A 19494-nucleotide genomic window follows, 5' to 3' on the forward strand; every position below is an offset into this window, starting at 1 on the left:
ACGATGGTCGGCATGCCCACCTACGTCGCACCGCCCGGCTGGCCACGCGAAGTCCGTCCTCCAGACGCGCCCGACTGGGAGCGCACCGCCGTCAACTGGCTCCTCGACCTGTGCCCCCCGGAGTTCCGCTCCTACCCGGTGCTGCGGCGGCACAGCGTCGTGCTGGCCCGCTTCGCCGTGCTGCACGTCGAAGCCTGCCAGCAGGCCGGCAAGCGAGGGCTGAGCCAGGCCCGCGCCGAACTGCGCGACGTCGCCGACCCCGACGTGGTCGAGGCCGCGGTGCAGACCTGGCTCGCCGAGGACGCCCGCCTCCTGGGGCTGCGTCGGGCCGTCGGCCTGGTCGAGGAGGCGCTGCGCGGCCGTCGCTTCGTCGCGCGGCTGTGAGGGTCGGTCCCCGTCGGTCACAGCGGGTCGGCGGACCCGAGCCGCCACAGGGCGAGGCCGTGCAGGCCACGCTCGTCCGCGAGCCGGTGGCGCAGCCGCAGCGATCGCCGGTCCGACCACCACAGCACCGTGCCGTCGGAGAGCCGGGCCCGCCACTCTCCGGCCTTCGGCCGCCAGACCGCCTCGGCGCCGTCGGCGCGGACCCGGCGCCGGGCGCCCGCGACCGTGACGCTGCGGCCCTCGCGGCCGGCCCCCTCGGGTGGCCAGGTGTAGCCGTAGCCGGCCACGCCGAGGTCGATCCGCCCGGCGGGCACCCGCCGCAGCATCGCGGCCAGCGACTGCCGCTGCCACGCCCGCGCGCCGACCGGGCCGGGGTCGGACCAGGTCGGGCCGTGCTGGTCGTAGGCCATCAGCTGGAGCACGTCGGCCGCCCGGCCCAGCTCGCCGAGCCGGTAGCCGGCGGCCCGGTAGCCGCGCAGCGTGGTCCGGGCCGAGACGTCGACGGAGACCTCGCGCCCCGGCGGCATCCGGCGCTGCAGCCGCCGCACCAGCAGCACCAGCCCGTCCCCGTCGGTGGGCCGGAGCCCCTCGAGGTCGACGTTGACACCGTCCCAGGACTGCGCCACGACCCGTCGGGCCAGCTGCCGCGAGACCGTGCGCACGTGCGCCCGACTGCGCAGCAGCCGGTGCGCCGCCCGGCGATCGAAGCGGCCCAGCGCGTTGCTCCAGTTGCTGAGCAGCAACTCGGCGCGCAGCCCCTGCCGGTGCGCCACCTCGCGCAGTCGCCGGACCTCCGCGGTGGGGCGGCTCACCCCGTCGCCGCCGGGGGAGAGCATGGTGCCGACCACCGTCAGTGTCGCCAGACCGTGCGCGTCGCGCCGCACCAGAGCAGGACGCAGGCTGGGCAGCGCGTAGCCGGTGACGGCCAACGGGGTCTCGGCATCCGGCCCGGCGGTCGCAGCTGCGGGCAGCGGAGTCGCCAGGAGCACCAGGACGCCGGTGAGGGCCCCGGCGAGCCGGGACAGCGAGGGGAGGGGCACGGCACGAGCCTCCCACGAGAGACCGTCCCCGCGGCACCGACGGCTACGGTGTGCGCCGTGCAGCGGTTCGCCAGTGTCCTCCTCCTCGACGCCCGGGGCCGGATCCTGCTCCAGGAGCGTGACGAGCATCCGCTCATCGACCCCGAGAAGTGGGGCCTGCCGGGAGGCCACGTCGAGCCCGGCGAGGACGTCCTCGCCGCGGCGTACCGCGAGCTGGCCGAGGAGACCGGCGTGCACCTGCCACCCGGCGACGACGGCCTGCGGCCCTTCGGCGTCTTCGACGTCGACCACCACGGCGACGGCCGCACCCACGAGGTCCACGTGTTCGCGGCCGCCGTCGACCTCGGCGACGGCGACGTCGAGTGCCACGAGGGACGCCAGATGGTGTTCGTCGACCCGACCGCGATCCCCGGGCTCGACCTCGGTGCGGGCGCCCGGGCGATCCTTCCCCGCTTCCTGGGCAGCCGGCTGCACCGGGACCTGAGCCGGGAGCTCCCCCCGGGGCGGCTTCGCTGACCCTGGGCCGCGCCTCGGTCTCGGCGTACTGTGGTCGGACAGGACCCAAGCGAGGAGGTCGCACATGCTGCACCTGACCGAGCAAGCGAGGAACCTGCTGCGGCGGATCCCACCGCACCACGCCGACGGCCGGACGGCCGGCCTGCGGATCGCCCGCGGGGACGGCCGACACCGGTTCCGGGTGAGAGCCGTGTCCGGGCCTGAGCCGGGCGACGAGGTGATCGACGACGACGGCGCCCGCGTGTTCCTGGGCCCGGTCGCCGCCGAGGAGCTGGGCGGCGCGGTGCTCGACGTGGCCACCGACGACCAGGGCCGCGCACAGTTCAAGACCAGCCGGGCCGCCTGGGACCGCGTGCGCTGACGTCGGCCCGGACCTCTCGACCGGGAGCGGGTCGGCTGCCATCCTGTCCGTCGACCAGCGCCGACGACCGAGGAGCCACCCGCGTGCCCGAGACCCGAGAGCTCACCGTCCACCCCGTCCCCGGCCCCGGCGCCGAGGACGTCGTCGTGCTCAGCTCCGGACCGCACGAGGGAGCGGTGCTCACCGGCACCGAGGACGGCGCGATCTGGCGGGTCGGCCACGACGGCCGCCGGCTGGACCGGGTCGCCCACACCGGCGGCCGGCCGCTCGGCCTGGAACTGCTCCCCGACGGCCGGCTGCTCGTCTGCGACGCGCGCCGGGGGGTGCTGGTGGCCGACCTCGGCACGGGTGCGGTCGAGTCGCTGGTCCCAGCCGTGGACGGCCGAGCGATGAAGTTCTGCAACAACGCGGCGGTCGCCGCCGACGGCACCGTGTGGTTCAGCGACTCCTCGCAGCACTTCGGCATCGACCGGTGGAAGGACGACTTCGTCCAGGACACCCGCACCGGCCGGCTGCTGCGGCGCGACCCCGACGGCTCCGTCCACGTCGTGCTCGACGGCCTCGCCTTCGCCAACGGGGTCGCGCTGAGCCGCGGCGAGGACTACGTCGCCGTCGCCGAGACCGGCGCGCGCACGGTCGTCCGGCACTGGCTCACCGGGCCCCGCGCCGGCCAGCGGGACCACCTGGTGCGAGACCTGCCCGGCTATCCCGACAACATCGCCCGCGGCAGCGACGGGCTGATCTGGGTGACGATCGCCAGCCCCCGTGACCCCGTGGTCGAGCGGCTCCAGACCGGCCCGGTCTGGCTGCGCCGCCAGGTGACCCGCATCCCCGCCCCGCTGCAGCCGAAGCCGAAGCGCACCGTGCGGGTGATGGCCTACGACGACCAGGGTGTCCTGGTGCACGACCTGGACGCCCCCGCCACGTCCTTCCACATGGCCACCGGGGTCCGAGAACACGAGGGGCGGGTGTGGCTGGGCAGCCTGCACGAGGGGGCCGTCGCCGTGATGGAGGTTTGAGGCCCCCTCGATAGACTCGGCACTTCGAGCCGCCAGCAGGAATCGGAGAACCCATGGGCCACCTGGAGTCGATCACAGGTCCGCGCGACCTGCGTGGACTCAGCGACGAGGACCTCACCGGGCTGGCGTCCGAGATCCGCGACGTCCTGATCCGCACCGTCGCCACCAACAGCGGCCACCTCGGGCCGAACCTCGGCGTGGTCGAGCTGACCCTCGCCGTCCACCGCGTCTTCGACTCACCGCGCGACCGCATCGTCTTCGACACCGGTCACCAGGCCTACGTGCACAAGCTCGTCACCGGCCGTGCCGCCGACTTCGGCACCCTGCGCCGCGAGGGCGGGGTCAGCGGCTACCCGAGCCAGGCCGAGTCCGACCACGACATCGTCGAGAACTCGCACGCCTCGACCGCCCTCAGCTACGCCGACGGTCTGGCCAAGGCCTACGCGATCCGCGGCGAGGACCGGCACGTCGTCGCGGTCATCGGCGACGGCGCGCTCACCGGCGGCATGGCCTGGGAGGCGCTCAACAACATCGCGATCGCCCGGCGAAGCCGCCTGGTGATCGTCGTCAACGACAACGGCCGCTCCTACACCCCGACCATCGGCGGGCTGGCCACGGCGCTGACCGCGCTGCGCACCAACCCGCGCTACGAGAACGTGCTCGACCTGGTCAAGCGCCGCCTCAACGCGGTCCCCGGCGTCGGCCCCGCGGCGTACGACGCGCTGCACGCCATGAAGAAGGGCGTCAAGGACGCCCTCGCCCCGCAGGGCCTCTTCGAGGACCTCGGCCTGAAGTACGTCGGCCCGGTCGACGGGCACGACCGTGCGGCGATGGAGCAGGTGCTGGCCCAGGCCAAGCGGTTCAACGGCCCCGTGATCGTGCACGCGATCACCCGCAAGGGCTACGGCTACGACCCGGCCGAGCGGCACGAGGCGGACCAGTTCCACGCGCCCGGGCCGTTCGACGTGCAGACCGGCGCGGAGAAGCCCAAGGGCCGGATCTGGACCGACCACTTCTCCGAGACGATGGTCGAGCTCGGCCACCGCCGCCACGACGTCGTCGCGATCAGTGCGGCGATGATGCACCCGGTCGGGCTCGACAAGTTCCAGGCGGCGTTCCCCGAGCGCACCTTCGACGTCGGCATCGCCGAGCAGCACGCCGCCACCTCGGCCGCGGGCCTCGCGATGGGCGGCCTGCACCCGGTGGTCGCGGTCTATGCGACGTTCCTCAACCGGGCCTTCGACCAGGTGCTGATGGACGTCGCGCTGCACCGCTGCGGGGTCACGTTCGTGCTCGACCGGGCCGGCGTCACCGGAGACGACGGTGCCAGCCACAACGGCATGTGGGACATGTCGGTGCTCCAGGTGGTTCCGGGGCTGCGGCTGGCCGCCCCGCGCGACGCGACCCGCCTGCGCGAGCTGGTCAACGAGGCCGTCGACGTCGACGACGCCCCGACGGTGGTCCGCTTCCCGAAGGGCCCGCCCCCCGACGACATCGAGGCCGTGGGCCGGGCCGGCGGCGCCGACGTCCTGGTGCGCAGCGGCACCAAGGACGTCCTGGTCGTCGCCGTCGGGGCGATGGCCGAGACCGCCGTCGACGTCGCCGGCCGCCTGGTCGCGCAGGGCATCGGCGTCACGGTCGTCGACCCGCGCTGGGTGATGCCGGTCGACCCGGCGATCGTCGAGCTGGCCGCCGAGCACCGGCTCGTGGTGTCGATCGAGGACAACGGCACGGTGGGCGGCTGCGGCGCGGTGCTGCTCCAGACGCTCTCCGCGGCCGGCGTGACCACGCCGGTGCGCATCCACGGCATCCCGCAGGAGTTCCTCCAGCACGCCAAGCGGGCCGCGATCCTCGAGCGCATCGGCCTCACCGCCCAGACGATCGCCCGCGGCATCGTGGAGGAGATCACCGGAGCGGCGCCCACCGCCCTCGCCGAGGGCCCGGTCGATGCCGACCGCACGGTCTGAGCGTTTCGGGGAGGGAGACGCTCACACCGGTCCACCGGGCTCGTCGGGAGGGCGGCAGGCGGTGCGCCGCCGTCTGCCCGCGGCGCTGACGTCGCTGGTCGTCTGGTTGGCGACCGTGACGGCCGGCTGCTCGATCCTCGGCGACGACGAGCCCGCCGAGCAGCCCGCTGCCTCGGCCCAGGAGGGCGTGGTCGAGGCGCTGGAGGCGGCCCTGCGACAGCGCGCGGCCGCCGTACGCCGCGGCGACCGGAGCGCGTTCGTCCGCGGGCTGGCGGCTCGGCCGGCGCTGCGCCGCAGCCAGCTGGTCTGGTTCGACAACCTGGCCCAGCTGCCGGTCGGTCGGCTGGGCTACCGCGTCGACGCGGGCACGCTGGTGCGCGAGGGTGAGGACTACTGGATGGTGGTCGAGCAGCGGCTGCAGCTCGAGGGCTTCGACGACGAGCCGGTCGCGACGCCGGACCGGTTCCGCTTCGCCCCTGCCGGCGGTGGGCGGTTCGTGGTGGCCTCGGTGAGCGACCCCGGCTGGGAGGAGCGCAACGGCGTGCGTCCGGACCCGTGGGACCTGGGGCCGGTCGAGGTGGTCACCGCACCGGGGGTGCTGGGCGTCTTCGACGCCGGGAGCGCCGGGGCCGCGCCGTCGCTGCTGGCCGCCGTGGAGCGCGGCCTGACCGACGTGGCCGCGGCGGTGCCGCTGGAGTGGCCGCGGTCGGTGGTCGTCTACGCGCTGTCCGACACCCGGTTCCTCTCCACGATCGGCGACCTCCCGGGTGGCGACCCGGAGCAGGTCGACGCGGTGGCGTTCCCGGTGTGGTCAGAGCTCGACGACCAGCGGCCCGCGGCCACCCGGATCGTCTTCCACCCCCGCATGCTGGGCGCCACCGGCCGCGAGCGGGAGCGACTGATCCGCCACGAGCTGGTGCACGTCGCGGTGGGGGAGCGCGACGACCGGGCGCCGGTGTGGCTCAGTGAGGGCCTGGCCGAGTACGTCTCGGTGCGCCCGCTGGCCCCGCAGGACCGCGTCGTCTCGGCGGAGGCGCTGCACCTGGCCGCCGAGGGGACGCCTCGGCTGCCCAGCGATGCGGGGTTCAACGAGGGCGGGTCCGCGGCGAACTACGGCCTCTCGTGGTGGGCGTGCGAGTACCTCGCCCGCAACTACGGCGAGCCGGTCCTGTGGTCGCTGCTCGAGACACTCGCCCGGCCAGGCGTCGACGAGGACGAGGCGCTGCGGTCCCGGTTCGGTCTGGGCGCCGGCGAGCTCGCTGAGCAGGCCGCGGCGCTGATGCTGGCGGCGTACGGCATGGCGGGCGGTGCGGCCGCCTCCTGAGCCGGAGACGCATGGGTCTCACTTCACCCAGACGACGGTCCGTCTGGCGGTGAAGTTCCAGATGCGCACCGACATCGCCCGGCTCAGCCGGATGCAGCCGTGCGAGGTGGCGAAGTCGGTGCCGAGCAGGTAGTCGGCGTGCATCTGGTTGCCGGTGGTCTTGTAGGTGGGGATCCGGTGGAACCCGATGCCGCAGGGCGCGAACCGGACGAAGTTGTCGAGCCACACGGTGCCGCTGGTCGTGGTGTTCTTCCGGATCCGAGCGGCCCGGCCGCAGTAGGACCCGGTGACGTGCCGGCCCTTGTCGAGCACCTTGGGGTTGTCGACGACGCCGCCCTGGGCGAGCACCGCCCCCTTCGGGCCGACCAGCCAGACCCAGTTCTGGGCCTGGCTGATCACGATCCGCCGGCCGCGACCGGACGCGGCCGGCACCGGGCGGGCGTCGCAGCGCTGCGCCTTCGGTGATCGCAGCAGCTTGCGCACCGGTGCGCGGAGGCGCCCCGATTGCGCCATGCCGTGACGGGACTGGAAGCGCACCACCGCGGAGCGGGTCCAGGTGCCGACGTCGCCGTCGACCGGTCCGGCCTGGCAGCCCAGCTCGTTGAGCCGGCGCTGCGCCTTTCGCACCCACGTCTTGCCGGAGACGGATCCGGCCTTGACGGTCGGCGCCTGGGTGACAGGGCTGCCGGCACTGGCGGCCGGGGCAGCCGGGGCCGGCGGCGCGAGGCTGAGAGCGAGGGTGAGCGCGGCGATGGGGGCGAGCAGTGGACGCAGCAGGGACGTCGTACGGCGCATGGGTGCCTCCGCGGGGTCGGCCGACCTCCAGCATGCCGCAGAATCGGGTGGCGGGTGTGACACCGGGGTCGTGAGCTGCGTCGAAGAGGTGTCATCACGATCCGGGAGGAACATGAGCCAGGCGTTCGAGGAGTTCGCGCGGGCGCGGACCCCGCACCTCTATCGCTCCGCCTGGCTGCTGTGCGGTCACCGGGCGGAGGCCGAGGACCTCGTGCAGGAGACCCTCGCCAAGGTCTACGTGCGCATGCACCGAAGCCTCGGACCACGGCTCGAGAATCCCGCGGCCTATGCGCAGACCACGCTGACCCGCACGTTCATCAGCGGGCGGCGCCGTCGCAGCAGCCAGGAGCTGCCGTACGCCGATCTGCCCGGCCTGCCCGATGCGGCGGCCGCCGACCAGGTGGCGGCCGCCGACCTGCGGCTGTCCCTCGCCGAGGAGCTGGCCGAGCTGGGGACGGAGGGTCGGGAGCGGACTGCTGGCCGGCGCGGCGGTCGGCGCGGTGGCTCTCGGCGCGGCCGTGCTCCCCGGTCTGGGGGAGGAGCCGCGCGAGGGAAGCCAGGTGGCCGGAGAGGGGCCGTCGTCCGACCCGGCACCGAGCGCCCCGGCCCAGCAACGACGCCCCGACCGGCCGCTGGCGGTCGCCGCCTCCGACATGCCCGCAGAGGTCGCGGGGTTGGTGCCCGACGGCGAGCCGGGGCCGGTGGTGCGGGGGCCGCTGCACCCGCTCGTCGACGACGAGCAGAACCGCATCGTGCACTTCCGTTGGGACGGCACCCTGACCACGCTGGTCATCGAGCCGGCGTTCCTGCGAGCCGGCTGCGCGCAGCAGGCCGCGCCCGAGTCGGACTGGCCAGGCGGCAAGGCGCCGACCGTGGCGACGGCCACCTGCGAGATCGTCGCCGGCCTGGAGATGCTCACCTGGCCCGCGTCCGACCCGGACGCACGGGCGCACGGCGTCTCGGTGTGGAACCACGGCTACATCGTCAGCGCTGTCTCCTACGACGCCGTCGACGGCAAGAACCCCGACGGCAGCGAGGACGTCGAGCCGCTGCTCGACGAGCCGGCGCTCAGTCTCGAGGAGCTCGCCGAGATCGTGCGCAGCGAGGTGTGGTTCGGGGAGCCGGCGCGCTGATCTGCCGTCCGGGTCAGAGGAGGATCACCAACAGCACGATGACCGCGATGACCAGGGCAGCGATGGCGATGGTGCGGGTGTTCATGCGAGATCCTTGTCGCTCAGGTGATGGGACACCCGGAGGTTCCCGGAGCGGGACCGCGGCAAACGCAGCTTTGGCTCAGCTCTCCCTGGCCCGCTCGGCCAGGCGCACGGCCGCGTGTCGGACCAGGTCGGCGTCCTCGGGATCGGTGGCGGCCTGCTCCGGAACGAGCCCACCGAGCAGCGCCGCGGGCTGCGTGAGCCAGGCCCAGACCCGCCAGGGGTCCGTTCCGGCGGCGAGCAGCGGCTCCAGCACCGGAGCCAGCTCGGATCGCAGCTCGCCGCGGGCGGTGAGCTGGAAGGCCGGCACGATCGTGCGCTCGTCGACCGCGACGACCAGGAGCTGGTGGGCGGCGGCTGCCTTGTGCACGGCGAACCTGGTGGCGTTGACAGAGGCGTCGCGGAGCTCGGCCAGCGACTCGTAGTCGAACCAGCGGCTGGCCAACAGCTCAGCGCGCAGCCGCGCCTGCCGGGCGAGCAGCAGCAGCGGCACCGGGACGGCGTGCTCCGGCTCGCTGCCCTCGCGGTGCAGCAGCTCGTCGAGCTGTCGCAACTGGTCGAGGGTCAGCGGGCCACCGGTGCCGGGGTCGGTCCACACCGCGGTGCCGTGCTCGTCGCGGTGGAAGGACGGCAGGCCGGCCGCCGTCAGCTGGGCGACGAGCCCCAGGCCCTCGAGCCAGTTGCCGAGGCGCTCGCCGAGCTCACCGGCCTCGCCCGCCTGCTCGTCGTCTGGTCCACCGTGCACCGAGGTCATGGGTCCAGCCTGCCGCATCGCGTCCGGGCGCGGAGCGCGGGCACGGTCGCGACGCTCGCCTTGCTTCTAGGGTGTCGCCATGCGATCTCGGGGGATCGGCTGGCCGTCGGTGCTGGCTCTGACCGTGACGGCGTTCGTGGCGGCGCTCGGGGCGGGTTGCTCCGGCGGCTCCGAGGGTGACGCCGGCCGGGCACCGATCTCACCAGCCCCCGCGGCTGCGGCGACGAGTGCCACGCGCGCGGGAGCCGCAGCCGAGATCGAGGCCGTGCTGCTGGATCGGGCGGCGGCGGTGGTGGCTGGCGACCGCCGGGCCTTCCTGCGCACGGTCGGAGGTGACCGGGCCAGACAGCTGGCGTGGTTCGACCGACTGCGCCGACTGCCGGTCGGCGAGGTCACCCACGAGCTGGGCACGGTCACGGCAGGGGAGGACCTCGACCGGTTCGCGGCGGCGGTGCACCTTGGCGTACGCCTCGACGGCTTCGACCCGGAGCCGGTGGTGGGGGAGCGCCGAATGTCGTGGCGGCGGGTGTCCGGGTCGGACGGGTCTCGGTGGGTGGTGACCCGTGACCGGCCCGTGCCCGGGCAGGTGGTCGTGGCGCCATGGGATGTGCCGGGCACAACCGTGGTCGCCGGAGACGGGGTGGTGCTGGTCGTGGACGAGGCCCTCCGCAGCCGGGAGCCGCGGCTGCTGGCGGAGGCCGAGGCTGCCCGCCGGTTCGTCGACCGGGGAGTGCCGGGTGGGCTCGAGGGGGCCGTCGTGTTGGCCTTCCGCGACCTGCGGCTGTTCGCGTCGGCGGGGCTCGACCTGGCCGAGGTGCGAGCGCACGGCGGCATGGCGCTGCCGGTGCTGGGACCCGAGGGCGAGGCCGTCGCCGTGAGGGCCCTGCTGACACCGGCCGGGCTGCGAGGCACCTGGTGGCGGCGGGTGGTCTTGCGGCACGAGCTGACCCACGTGGCCCTGTGGGAGAAGGAGGCGCCCGAGTGGCTGGTCGAGGGCGTCGCGGAGTACGCCGCGTGGCAGGGCGAGCGGATTCAGCGGGTGCAGCGGGCAGCGGGCGTCGCGGCGCGGGGCGGGATCGACTCGATGCCGCCGGACGGCGCGTTCTACGCCGACCCGATGGTCAACTACCCGCTGGCGCGGTTCGCCTGCCGGGTGCTGGCCAGGGAGCACGGCCGAGGTGCGCCGTACGAGGCTCTGGCCGCCGTGGCCGACGTCGGCGCCGTGCACCACGACGAGGTGGATGCGGTGCTGGGGGAGCGGTTCGGCACCACGGCCGACGAGCTGGCCACCGAGGCCGGGCGCGCGATCGCCAGGTGGTTCGGCGTGCCCGCCGGGGCGTGAGGGCCCGGGTCAGGGCACGAGCCGGAGCGCCGCCGAGCCGGCCAGGGCCAGCAGGTTGTCGCGGACCTCTGCCTGGCTCTGCCAGGAGCGGTGGTCCCAGGTCTCGCCGGAGAGGTCGTCGCCGCCGTAGAGCACCTGAGCGAGCGGCACGCCGCGGAACGCCGCGACCGCGGCGAGTGCGGAGGCCTCCATGTCGACGGTGAGGCAGCCCTCCTCGCGTCGGGCGGCGATCTTGGCGGGGGTCTCGCGGTAGGGGGCGTCGGTGGTCCAGGTGGGGCCGGAGACGAATGGCACACCGTGGCCCTGCAGTGTCGCGGTTAGCGTGGCGACGGCAGCCGCGTCGGCGTCGATCCAGCGCCCGGCCGGTGCGTAGTGGTGGGAGGTGCCTTCGTCGCGGAGCGCGGCGGTGACCACGACCAGGTGGCCGCGGGTGATGGTCGGCACCAGGGCCCCGGCGCCGCCGCAGACCACGAAGGCCCGGCAGCCCATCGCGATGGCCTGCTCGAGCAGCCCGGCCGCGAGCGGAGCTCCGACGCCGGAGTGCAGGACCGCGAGGCGGCGTCCCTCGTGCTCGATCTCGAGCAGCGGATGCGGCCCGTCCTCCCAGGCGTTCTCGCTGATCACCTGGGCTTGGCCGCGCTCGAGCAGGCGGCGGACCGAGTCGCCGAAGAACGTCACGACGCAGGCCGCGGGGACGTCGCGGGGGCGGATCTGCTCGCTGGGCTCGATGAACGCGCGGGGGGAGTCGTCGAACTCCAGCAGCGGGCTTCGGTGGGGAGCTTCCCCGCGGGCGTCCTCCGAGGTCATGCGGGCCAGCCTGCCGCATGCCCGGTGCGGATCGGCGCTGACCGGCGCATACTCGGGGGATGAGGCTCCTCCGCTCGACGCTGCTCGCGCTGGTCGGGGCGGCGGTGCTGGCCCTGCCGGCGCCCGCGGAGGCGTTGCGGGTGGAGGTGGGTGGCGGGGCCCCGGCGCGGCCGGTGTTCTGGGACCACGACCAGGTCTCCTGTGTGGTGCCCGTGGGTGTCACCCACACCGACGGGAAGCGCGCTGGCGGGCGACGCGACCCGCTTGTGATGCCGCCGGGTCCGTGTGCGCCGGCGCGACCGCCGGTGGTGGGGTGTGTGGTGCCGGTCGACGTCGGCCTGCCGGGCGCGGTCGACGTGTGCCCGCCGGCGCCGCGGCGTGCTCCGGAGGGGCTGATCGTCCCGGCCGGCGGCGGCGCGCGGTAGCGGCACCCGCCGAGGCGGACGACCGGAAGCCGGAGTTGCGAGGGCCCGGTCGCGTCTGCCCCGGCGGTCGAGCTTGCCGAGACGTCGGTGGTCGAGCTTGCCGAGACCCCCGCCCCGGTGGTCGAGCCTGCCCCGGTGGTCGAGCTTGCCGAGACTGTGAGTCTTCCGTCGAGCCCCGCTCGGTGGTGGGGTGGGGGCCGGTGACTGGTGGTGTGACCCGTGCCGAGACTGGCGTGATGCCTTTGCCTGGGACTTGTCCGCTGCTGGTCGCCGGCCCCGGTCCGACGGAGTGATGGCCTGATCAGGAGCTTGACCGTTCGGCGTTCGCGCGCCGTTCGTGTCCCATCACAGTCCTGCTGAATCTCCGCCGAGACCGGAACCGTCACGTCCCCGGGTTTCAAGGAGAACGCATGACCAGTGTGCTGAACCTGTCCGAAGTTGTCGATGTCGTGATCGGTGTCGACACCCATGTCGCGACCCATGCCGCTGCCGCGGTCGATGCCCGCACCGGCGGGGTGCTGGCCCAGATCAGCGTCGAGGCGACCGCCGAGGGGTACGCCGAGCTGGTCGAGTTCGCTGAGGAGGTCGCCTTCGAGCACGCCGCGCTGCGGGCCTGGGCGATCGAGGGCACCGCCAGCCACGGTCGCGGGCTGGCGGTCCACCTGGCTGGGCTCGAGGAGCTCGTGGTCGAGCTGGACCGTCCCGAACGCTCACACCGCCGTGGCGGGGTGAAGTCCGACCCCGCCGACGCTATCCGGGCCGCCCGTGAAGCGATCGCCCGGAGCCGGGTCGGCAGCCCGCGCGGCGCGGGACCGGACGCCGAGCTGGCCGCGGTACGGCAGGCGTTGGCGACCCGACTGGCGATCCGCCGCTCGGCGGTCCAGGCTGCTGGCGATGCCCGCCGACAGCTGTTCTCAGCGGTGCTGATTCGCACCCGAGCCGGTGCGCGCCCGGTTCCGGGGCCTGAAGGCCCTGGCCCTGGTCACCAAGGCCGCCCGGCTCCGTCCCGACGCCGCCTGGGCATCGGTCGATGTCGAAACAGCCACCACCGTGGCCTGCCTGCAGACCTGGGCGCGCAGGATCCAGGTCCTCACCGCCGAGGCCGAGGCGCACGAACGCGAGATCCGCACCCTGGTCCGGTCTTGGCGTCCCGACCTGCTCGCACAGCCTGGTATCGGTCCGATCGTGGCCGCGACCGTGCTGTGTGCGTGGGGCTACGCCGGCCGGATCCACTCCGAAGCCGCGTTCGCCAAGCTCGCCGGGACCAGCCCGATCGAGGCCACCAGCGGCCAGGTCCACTCCCGCCACCGGCTCAACCGCTACGGCGACAGGCGCCTCAACAGCGCACTCCACGTCATCGTGATCGCCCGCCAACGCCACGACCCCACCACCCGCGCCTACACCCAACGACGCACCGTCCAGGGCAAGAACCCCCGCGAGATCCGACGCTGCCTCAAGCGCTACATCGCCCGCGACCTCTACCGCCAACTCGAAGCAGGCACAGCCCTTGACAGGACATAGGAGCGTCCCCCGCTCCGGTGGTCGAGCCGCCTCCGGTGGTCGAGCCTGCCGAGACCCCCTCGGTGGTCGAGCCTGCCGAGACCCCTGTGAAGAGAGGCTTGTATCGAACACTTGTGCGAACTAGACTAGATCCATGTCCACCGCCCAGCGACCCGAGCCGCACGAGGTCCCCGGCCTCGACGGCCTCGACGCGCGGGCGACCCTGGCCGCGGTTACCGAGGCGATGACCACCCGCCGCGCCGCCGAGGTCACCGAGATGCGGCTCGCCGCGCACTGGGCGGCCCTGCACGGCGAACCGGTCCGGGAAGCCGTCGACGAGCTCGCCGGGCTGGTGGACCCGATGACCCAACCCGGCGGCGACGGCACCCCCGAGATCCGTGATCACTGCATCGCCGAGTTCGGCATGGCCCGACGCGTCCACGCCGCCACCGCGCGGGCGTTGATCGCCGACACCCTCGACCTGGCCCACCGCCTCCCCAACACCTGGGCCGTCGTGGAGCGACTGGCCGCCGAGCCCTGGGTCGCCCGGCGGGTCGCGGTGATGACCCGCGGACTCCCCGCCGACAAGGTGCCCCTGGTGGATCGGGCCGTCGCCCGTGCGATCGGACGGGTCGCACCCGGGAAGGTCTTCGACCTGGTCGCGGCGAAGATCATCGAGGCCGACCCCGAAGCCCACACCCAGCGCCGTGAGCGCGCCCGCCACGAGCGCTACGTCAAGCTGTCGAAGGCCGACGAGCACGGCTTCCGCCACATCATCGCCAAGGTCACCGCCGGCGACGCGGTCTGGTTCGACGCCCTCGTCGACCGGGTGGCCGACATCCTGGCCCTCGAGCACGGCCACGACCACAACCACGACGAGCTCCGCTCCCTCGCCGTCGGGTGGCTCGCCCGACCCGCCGACCTGTTGAAGCTGCTGCTGGACCACACCTACCCCGAGCAGGCCGACAACGCCGGGGAACCCGAGCCGGAAGCGGAAGCGGGAGCGGAGCCGGAGGAGCCGGCCGGACCTGCGGGTCGCCCGGCCTACGCGCCCGAGCACCTCGACGCCACCCTCGACCGCCTCAAGGCGTTGACCACCCGGCAGTTGGCCTCGCTACGGCCGCGGGGGAAGGTGTTCGTCCACCTCCACCAGGCCGCCCTCCAGAGGCAGGCCGGGATCGCCCGGGTCGAAGGCCTGGGCCCGATGCTCGCCCAATCCCTCGCCGAACTGCTGGGCCACGCCGACGTCAAGCTCCAGCCGGTCCTCGACCTCGCCACCCGACCCCGGGTCGATGCCTATGAGCACCCCGAGCGGCTCAAGGACCACATCTGGCTCCTCGCCGGAGGCGACGTCTTCCCCTATGCGACCGCTGCGAGCCGTGATCAGACCGACGCCGACCACATCGTCGCCTACCAGCCGCCCGATGAGGGTGGTCCGCCTGGTCAGACCGGCCCCCACAACGCCGCCCCACTACGGCGACGACATCATCGTTGGAAGACCCATGGCGGCTACCGCAGCAGATCCGCCGGCCCCGGCCGCTACCTCTGGCAGAGCCCCCACGGCCTCTGCGCGCTCGTCGACGACCAAGGCACCCATCCGCTCACCGAGCAAGAGGCCGACCTCATCCTCACCGCACCACCAGGCCTCGAGATCTACCCCGAGCGCCCCACCGGGGTGCACCTCGAAATGGACCTCGATGGGGACTCCTGGCCCAGCTGACGGCCGCGTGATCCCAGGCATCGATGGTGTCCCAAAGGCGGCGAATCGACCGTGGCGTCTATCTGGGCGGGATGCCCGTGGTCACCACCATCCGGATCGCGACTGAGCGTCAGGTCGTCACCGCAACTGGACCCGCCATGGACGGGCCTCGAGAGCAGCCCCCGGCCGGCTACCCGCGCAGCGTCCGGATGCCCAGTGCGACGGCGGTCAACAGCCCGCCGACGCACAGGGTCGCGAGCCAGGCCCACCTGGGGACCGAGCCGATGGGGCCCCAGGCCATCAGCGCACCGAGGACCATCAGGGCCAATCCGCCCCGCAGGGCCCCGATCGGTGCGAACTTCGCCTCCGAAGATGCCATGCCGCCGAACGTAGCCGATCGGCGGGCGCCCTGGCCCACGTGGCACGGCTCATAGGCCCAGCACCTCGTCGAAGCCGGCGACCAGGCATTCGTGGAAGAGGTCGAAGTCGGGGATCGCGGTGGTGTCGGCGTTGATGCCGATGGCGCAGGTGTCGACGTAGGTCATCAGCGTGACGTTCACCGCCGCCCCGATCGTAGGCCCGAACGGGTACTGCATCGTGAGGGCGGCGCCGCCGAGATAGACCGGCACCGGGATCCCGGGCACGTTGCTGGCGAGGAAGTCCACGTGCCGCAGGATCGAGGCGATGTACCACCGTGGCGCGAGGTTGAGGGCGCCCGCGATCTGCTGGGTGTAGGGGAGCGAGGCCTCGCTGCGGATCCCGTTCGCGCGGTCGTGCACCCCGCGGATCCGATCGGCCGGGTCGGCCACGTCGATGGGCAGGTCGAAGCGCATCAACGTGATCCGGTTCCCGCCCACCGGGTCGCCGTCGGCGCGGATGTTGACCGGCATGTTGACGTGCAGCTCGCCGATCTCGACGCCGTGCTTCTCGTGGTAGAGCCTCAGGCCACCGGTGATCGCGGCGAGGAAGGCGTCGTTCAGGGTGCCGTCCGAGCCTCGGGCGGCCGCGCGCAGCTCGGCGAGAGGCACTCGATGCACCCCGAGGCGGCGTCCCAGGCCGCGCTCGCGCATCAGCGGCGAGCCGGTCTGGTTGATCGGACGCACGGTCCGGTAGACCGAGGCCGCGAGCTCGGCGGCCGCGCGGGCGCTGTCCACGGGCCGGCGCAGCCCGTGGAGCAGGGTCGTCGGCCCCGTCCGGACCGCGGCGCGGGCCAGGTCGGCGACCAGGCCGGCGTCGTACCTGACCAGCTGGCGCAGCTCGCTCCAGGGGGGTCGTACGACGATCACAGGGTCGGGCGGCATGGGCCCCCGGTCCGCTGCCTGCTGCTCGAGGTCGAAGAGGATCATCGCGATCTCGACCCCGCCGACGCCGTCGGTGAGCGCGTGGTGGAGCTTGACGAGCACGGCCGCCTCGCCGTTCTCCAGGCCCTCCACCAGCGTCACCTCCCAGAGTGGCCGGGCACGGTCGAAGTCGGCCATCTCGGCGAGCCGGGCCATCTCCAGCACGGTCTCGAACGTGCTCGGCGGGGGAGCGGTCACCCGCCGGAGGTGGTAGCCGAGGTCGAACTCGGCGTCGTCCTCCCAGCTCGGCGGTGCCGGGGGCAGGTTGTCCACGACGCGGCGCCGGAACATCGGCAGCGTCCGCGCCACGCGGTCGAAGCGCGAGACCAGCTCGTCCCAGTCGGGCGAGCGGTCGAAGCGCAGGATCGTCACCACGGTGGAGCGCAGCCGCGGGTCGTGCTCCATCGCCCAGGTGAACGCGTCGCTGTGGCGCATGAACTCGGTCATCTGGCTGCCTCCTCGGTGCCAACCAGGGACTCCGGGTCGGACGCGAGCATGGTCGCACGCGGGGGGATCAGTCGAGGCAGAACTCGTTGCCCTCGACGTCCTGCATGACCAGGCAGGACTCGTTGACGCCGTCGGGACGCAGGAGGCGCACGCGCGTGGCGCCGAGCGGAAGCAGGCGTGCGCACTCCGCCTCGAGAGCGGCGAGTCGCTCCTCGCCGACCAGGCCGGTGCCGACGCGCACGTCGAGGTGCAGCCGGTTCTTGACGGTCTTCCCCTCGGGGACGCGCTGGAAGAACAGGCGGGGGCCGACGCCGGTGGGGTCCGCACAGGCGAACACCGAGCCCTGGTGCTCGGGCGGCAGCGAGCGGTCGAACTCCTCCCACGAGGTGAACCCGGGCGAGGGCGGTGGCACGACGTAGCCGAGCACCTCGCACCAGAAGCGGGCGACCCGCTCCGGCTCGGCACAGTCGAACGTCACCTGGACCTGCCTGACCGACGACTCAACGGACGACATGGAGTCACCCTAGGGACGCGGTCGCGGGAGTGAGAAGCCGTTTTCGGCCGTTTCCGCCCTCGACCCTGCGCCCGGCGCCTAGCGTCGGAGCGGCCTCCGCATGGAGGCAGGTGAGGGAGGCGTCCATGTCCGATCGGTCGGTGTCCCCGCGTCGTGGCCGGACGCCCCTGAGGCTCCTGGTCGCGGGCCTGTCCCTGGGCCTGGCCGCCACCGTCGCCCCTCCCGCGGCCACGGCCGGCGACGGCGACCGGGCGGCGGCCGACGACCCACCACGCGCCGCGGACACGCGCTACCGACACCAGGTCACCCAGGTGCTGCGACAGCTGACGCTGAAGCAGAAGGTCGGCCAGCTGTTCGTCATCGAGGTGGCCGGACGCAGCGCCTTCGCCGTCAGCGACGAGGCGAAGGCCGTCAACCAGCGCCTCTACGGCGTGGACACACCGGCCGAGGCGATCGCGAAGTACCGCCCCGGCGGCGTCATCTACTTCACGGTCCGCAACGGCGACGACAACCTCGGCAGCCCCGCCCAGGTCGCCTCCCTGTCCAACGGCCTGCAGCTGGCCGCACTCGCGCCGCCGCGCCGCGGCGTCCCGCTGCAGATCGCCGTCGACCAGGAGGGCGGCGCGCTGGTGGCCCGGTTCGGCGCGCCGGCCACCCAGATGCCCGGCAACATGGCGTTGGGAGCCGGACGCTCGGCCGCCGACGCCCGCCGCTCGGCGAAGGTGATCGGCACCGAGCTGGCCGCGGTCGGCGTCACCCAGGACTACGCTCCGGTCGCCGACGTCAACGTCAACCCGAACAACCCCGTCATCGGCATCCGGTCGATCGGGTCCGACCCGTCCCTGGTCTCCGACCTGGTGGTCGCCCAGGTCCGCGGCTTCCACGCCGGCGGCGTCTCCGCGGTGGCCAAGCACTTCCCGGGCCACGGCGACACCGGAGTCGACAGCCACTACGGCCTCCCCGAGGTCACCCACACCCGTGCCGAGCTGGACGCGATCGACCTGCCGCCGTTCCGCGCCGCGATCGCCGCCGGCGTCGACACGATCATGACCGCCCACGTCGTCCTCCCGGCGATCGACCCGGGAGTGCCGGCGACCATGTCGCACGAGATCCTCACCGGCCTGCTGCGCGAGGAGCTCGGCTTCGACGGGCTGATCGTCACCGACGCCCTCGACATGGCCGGCGCGACGGCCACCTACCCGCCGGACGTCGCACCGGTGCAGGCCCTGCTCGCCGGCGCCGACCAGCTGCTGATCCCGCCGCAGATGGACACGGCGTACGCCGCGGTGCTGGACGCCGTGCGCAGCGGCGAGATCAGCCGCCAGCGCCTCCGCGAGTCGGTGCGCCGGATCCTGCTGCACAAGTTCCGCCACGGTCTCTTCCGCGACCCGTTCGTCGACGCCGCCGCGGCCACGCAGGTGATGGGCGCCCCCGAGCACCTCGCCGCCGCCCAGTCGATCTCCGACCGCACCACGACGCTGATCGCCAACGCCGACGAGCTGCTGCCGCTGGCGTCCGGACCCCGCGACGTGCTCGTCGCCGGCTGGGGCGCCAGCACGACCGAGCAGCTCGCGACCGCCGTCGAGGCGCGAGGTGCGACCACCGAGGTGCTCGAGTCGGGCGCTCGGCCCACGCCCGAGGCGATCGACGCGGCCGCCGAGGCCGCGCGGGACTCCGACCTGGTCGTGGTCACCACCAACAACGCCTACGCGGTCGACCCGGCCACCGGTGGGCCGACGGCGAACGCCGCCGCCCAGGCCGACCTGGTGCGCGCGCTGCTCGCGACGGGGACCCCGGTCGTGGTCGCGGCCGTGCGCAACCCCTACGACGTCGCGTCGTTCCCACATGCGCCGACCGTGCTCGCCACCTACGGCTACACCGCGAGCCAGGTCGAGTCGCTGGCCCGGGTGCTCTTCGGCGAGGTCGACCCCGCCGGCCGCCTGCCGGTCTCGGTGCCGCGCGCGGACGGCCCCGGCGACCTCTTCGGGTTCGGGCACGGGCTCGGCTACTGAGCCCGTGTCAGGGACGACGAAGGGGCCGGACCGA

The 19494-nt window shown here is 73.7% G+C and carries 19 protein-coding genes and 1 pseudogene; 13 read left to right on the forward strand and 7 right to left on the reverse strand.

The features are described from left to right. Positions 1-12 precede the first annotated feature (12 nt). On the forward strand, positions 13-384 hold the full coding sequence (locus tag D6B71_RS05735; RefSeq protein ID WP_121253027.1) for a hypothetical protein: 372 nt from the start codon (positions 13-15) through the stop codon (positions 382-384). A 17-nt stretch (positions 385-401) separates the two neighbouring features. Here D6B71_RS05735 and D6B71_RS05740 read toward each other — a convergent pair whose 3' ends face one another. Next, a complete protein-coding gene (locus D6B71_RS05740; protein WP_164519550.1) occupies positions 402-1424 on the reverse strand; it encodes a glycosyl hydrolase family 18 protein in 1023 nt (340 codons plus the stop codon). A 57-nt stretch (positions 1425-1481) separates the two neighbouring features. On the opposite strand from D6B71_RS05740, the gene D6B71_RS05745 reads away from it, so the two are divergent. From D6B71_RS05745 to D6B71_RS05765, 5 genes are all read left to right on the forward strand, one after another. Continuing rightward, the gene (locus tag D6B71_RS05745; RefSeq protein ID WP_121252838.1) at positions 1482-1940 is read left to right on the forward strand and encodes an NUDIX domain-containing protein; all 459 of its coding nucleotides are present in this window, start codon (positions 1482-1484) and stop codon (positions 1938-1940) included. A 64-nt stretch (positions 1941-2004) separates the two neighbouring features. Next, positions 2005-2301, forward strand: coding sequence for a Fe-S cluster assembly protein HesB (locus D6B71_RS05750; RefSeq protein ID WP_121252840.1), 297 nt, complete (start codon positions 2005-2007; stop codon positions 2299-2301). A gap of 83 nt (positions 2302-2384) precedes the next feature. Further along, a complete protein-coding gene (locus D6B71_RS05755; RefSeq protein ID WP_121252842.1) occupies positions 2385-3320 on the forward strand; it encodes an SMP-30/gluconolactonase/LRE family protein in 936 nt (311 codons plus the stop codon). A gap of 53 nt (positions 3321-3373) precedes the next feature. Beyond that, positions 3374-5287 carry a 1-deoxy-D-xylulose-5-phosphate synthase gene (dxs, locus tag D6B71_RS05760; protein ID WP_121252844.1) on the forward strand — a complete coding sequence of 638 codons (1914 nt, stop codon included), beginning with the start codon at positions 3374-3376 and terminating at the stop codon, positions 5285-5287. A gap of 61 nt (positions 5288-5348) precedes the next feature. After that, on the forward strand, positions 5349-6611 hold the full coding sequence (locus D6B71_RS05765) for a gluzincin family metallopeptidase (protein ID WP_121252846.1): 1263 nt from the start codon (positions 5349-5351) through the stop codon (positions 6609-6611). Between the two features lie 18 nt (positions 6612-6629). Here the strand turns inward: D6B71_RS05765 and D6B71_RS05770 are convergent, their stop codons facing one another. Further along, complete coding sequence (locus D6B71_RS05770; RefSeq protein ID WP_164519551.1) at positions 6630-7406, reverse strand: peptidoglycan-binding protein; 777 nt, start codon at positions 7404-7406, stop codon at positions 6630-6632. A gap of 112 nt (positions 7407-7518) precedes the next feature. On the opposite strand from D6B71_RS05770, the pseudogene D6B71_RS23370 reads away from it, so the two are divergent. Together D6B71_RS23370 and D6B71_RS23375 are read left to right on the forward strand one after the other, a co-directional pair. Continuing rightward, a pseudogene (locus D6B71_RS23370) lies at positions 7519-7734 on the forward strand (sigma factor); the annotation flags it as partial. A 172-nt stretch (positions 7735-7906) separates the two neighbouring features. After that, the gene (locus D6B71_RS23375; RefSeq protein WP_240641141.1) at positions 7907-8539 is read left to right on the forward strand and encodes a hypothetical protein; all 633 of its coding nucleotides are present in this window, start codon (positions 7907-7909) and stop codon (positions 8537-8539) included. 160 nt (positions 8540-8699) lie between these two features. On the opposite strand, the gene D6B71_RS23380 is transcribed toward D6B71_RS23375, so the two are convergent. Beyond that, positions 8700-9374 (reverse strand): hypothetical protein, encoded by a 675-nt coding sequence (locus D6B71_RS23380; RefSeq protein WP_240641144.1) that lies wholly within the window; start codon positions 9372-9374, stop codon positions 8700-8702. A gap of 79 nt (positions 9375-9453) precedes the next feature. On the opposite strand from D6B71_RS23380, the gene D6B71_RS05780 reads away from it, so the two are divergent. Continuing rightward, on the forward strand, positions 9454-10716 hold the full coding sequence (locus tag D6B71_RS05780) for a hypothetical protein (RefSeq protein WP_121252850.1): 1263 nt from the start codon (positions 9454-9456) through the stop codon (positions 10714-10716). A 9-nt stretch (positions 10717-10725) separates the two neighbouring features. Here D6B71_RS05780 and D6B71_RS05785 read toward each other — a convergent pair whose 3' ends face one another. Further along, positions 10726-11523 (reverse strand): nucleoside phosphorylase, encoded by a 798-nt coding sequence (locus D6B71_RS05785; RefSeq protein ID WP_121252852.1) that lies wholly within the window; start codon positions 11521-11523, stop codon positions 10726-10728. Positions 11524-11582: 59 nt separating this feature from the next. On the opposite strand from D6B71_RS05785, the gene D6B71_RS05790 reads away from it, so the two are divergent. From D6B71_RS05790 to D6B71_RS05805, 3 genes are all read left to right on the forward strand, one after another. Further along, positions 11583-11948: a hypothetical protein gene (locus D6B71_RS05790; protein ID WP_121252854.1), complete on the forward strand. Its 366-nt coding sequence runs from the start codon at positions 11583-11585 to the stop codon at positions 11946-11948. A gap of 942 nt (positions 11949-12890) precedes the next feature. Then, the gene (locus tag D6B71_RS23075; RefSeq protein ID WP_206051573.1) at positions 12891-13469 is read left to right on the forward strand and encodes a transposase; all 579 of its coding nucleotides are present in this window, start codon (positions 12891-12893) and stop codon (positions 13467-13469) included. A gap of 133 nt (positions 13470-13602) precedes the next feature. Then, entirely contained in the window at positions 13603-15168 is a 1566-nt protein-coding gene (locus tag D6B71_RS05805; protein ID WP_126688188.1) for a DUF222 domain-containing protein, read from the forward strand. Between the two features lie 169 nt (positions 15169-15337). On the opposite strand, the gene D6B71_RS05810 is transcribed toward D6B71_RS05805, so the two are convergent. From D6B71_RS05810 to D6B71_RS05820, 3 genes are all read right to left on the reverse strand, one after another. Next, entirely contained in the window at positions 15338-15526 is a 189-nt protein-coding gene (locus tag D6B71_RS05810) for a hypothetical protein (RefSeq protein ID WP_126688189.1), read from the reverse strand. A 49-nt stretch (positions 15527-15575) separates the two neighbouring features. Further along, the gene (locus tag D6B71_RS05815; RefSeq protein ID WP_121252861.1) at positions 15576-16934 is read right to left on the reverse strand and encodes a wax ester/triacylglycerol synthase domain-containing protein; all 1359 of its coding nucleotides are present in this window, start codon (positions 16932-16934) and stop codon (positions 15576-15578) included. Between the two features lie 67 nt (positions 16935-17001). After that, complete coding sequence (locus tag D6B71_RS05820; protein WP_121252862.1) at positions 17002-17448, reverse strand: VOC family protein; 447 nt, start codon at positions 17446-17448, stop codon at positions 17002-17004. Between the two features lie 125 nt (positions 17449-17573). Here D6B71_RS05820 and D6B71_RS05825 point away from each other — a divergent pair, with 125 nt between their 5' ends. Continuing rightward, on the forward strand, positions 17574-19460 hold the full coding sequence (locus D6B71_RS05825; RefSeq protein WP_121252863.1) for a glycoside hydrolase family 3 protein: 1887 nt from the start codon (positions 17574-17576) through the stop codon (positions 19458-19460). Positions 19461-19494 lie beyond the last annotated feature (34 nt).

It is taken from the genome of Nocardioides ferulae (genome assembly GCF_003660455.1).
GTDB lineage: Bacteria > Actinomycetota > Actinomycetes > Propionibacteriales > Nocardioidaceae > Nocardioides > Nocardioides ferulae.